Source organism: Desulfovibrio cuneatus DSM 11391 (genome assembly GCF_000430005.1).
Lineage (GTDB): Bacteria > Desulfobacterota > Desulfovibrionia > Desulfovibrionales > Desulfovibrionaceae > Frigididesulfovibrio > Frigididesulfovibrio cuneatus.
Genome location: NZ_AUCY01000078.1, coordinates 1 through 1,324, shown reverse-complemented (window position 1 = coordinate 1,324; position 1,324 = coordinate 1). Strand labels below are relative to the sequence as shown.

Sequence of the window (1,324 nt, the reverse complement as noted above, 5' to 3'; positions counted from 1 at the left end):
GATACATGAATATGAAACAAGAGATTTCGGTATAAGCCACCAAAGCTAACCCACATGGCTGCTACAAAATGTGCGAAAAATTCTGGACACTACCAGTGGTAGAAAAGTGCCTAGAGTGTTGATGGAAAAAGTCATTTAGATCTATTCAAAGAACATTTTTTATAGAACGATACTCCCCAAGGGCGACTTCTGGCCCTTGGGGAGTATCTTATTTGTAATCCCCATAGGGGAAATGCACATGCAGTGAGAAAGAGGGCATATTACACGCTGGTTTTATTCGAGTACCTTGGTAATCTCACCAATAAATCTTACAATCAAAGCACGTTTATTCTCGGGTAAAGAAGAAATCATTTCCAAAATTGTTATGGTTTGGTCGTCAGCCTTCCCCTGTTCCTGCCAGAAAAAAGCGTTTACAGGGCAGCCAAAGAGTTCTGCGAATTGGGCTAGTCGTGTGATTGTTGGGGAAATAGCGCCAGTTTCAATACGCGAAACCGTTTCTTTTTCAATCTCTAATGCTTCTGCTACCTGCGCTTGAGTCATTTCAGCATGCAGGCGTTGCCTTGCAATGGCAGCCCCTACACTGCGTATCAGTTTATCCTTTTCCACTCACAGCCCCTTGTATGAGAAATTATACCTAACAATTATGGCTGTTTTAAGAATATTTATATATGACTTATTCTGTTTATCTATTGACTTAAAAAATCATTGTATGTACATTTTATGGCAACTGCGCTGACTATTTGTCGCAATAGCGTTTTTGTTTTTCCTATTAGAAGGTGGATCTCGTATTCATCTTAATCGCGTGAATAGGGTACTTGTAAGATTTAATATGCACAGGCTGCACAAAAGGAGGAAAAATGATTTGCCCGTTTTGTAAAGAAGAAATCATGGATGGTGCCGTAAAGTGTAAACATTGCTCTTCAATGCTTGATGGTGTCTCTTCTGCTAGCACCGTTCAGGAACAGCAAACAGATGACAGTGATAAACAAAAGGGTGAGCGTGACCTGCGTGCATTGTTTGAAGGGAAAGAATATAAAGTTATTCTTGGAGTACCTGTTTTTAAGAATTTTAAGGATCAATGGAAGGCGTGTTGGTGGATTGGTTTACCCGCTCCTCCATTTAACATATTTGCGTATTTATTTAGGGGGTTAATTAAAAGAACCATCCTCCTCTTGGCTTTCTGGATATGTATATGGGGGGTCGCCCAGATAACTACTCCTAATCCTTTGTTAATAAAAAATCGGTAAACCCCAGGCTCTGCCTGGGGACTCCCAAAGTTTGACTTTTCCAGAAATAGAAGAGACCTCCGTTGTTGAACCGCTCA

The 1,324-nt window shown here is 40.6% G+C and carries 2 protein-coding genes; one reads left to right on the top strand and one right to left on the bottom strand.

Annotated features, from left to right (window positions below; all coding sequences use genetic code 11):
- Nucleotides 1–273 precede the first annotated feature (273 nt).
- A complete protein-coding gene (locus G497_RS0112555; RefSeq protein ID WP_027188395.1) occupies nt 274–606 on the bottom strand; it encodes a helix-turn-helix domain-containing protein in 333 nt (110 codons plus the stop codon).
- Nucleotides 607–857: 251 nt separating this feature from the next.
- On the opposite strand from G497_RS0112555, the gene G497_RS0112550 reads away from it, so the two are divergent.
- On the top strand, nt 858–1,247 hold the full coding sequence (locus G497_RS0112550) for a hypothetical protein (RefSeq protein ID WP_027188394.1): 390 nt from the start codon (nt 858–860) through the stop codon (nt 1,245–1,247).
- Nucleotides 1,248–1,324: the final 77 nt, after the last annotated feature.

Bases quoted from the DNA above. Each gene is read 5' to 3' on its own strand.
- G497_RS0112550 (WP_027188394.1), top strand. From the start codon at position 858: ATGATTTGCCCGTTTTGTAAAGAAGAAATCATGGATGGTGCCGTAAAG.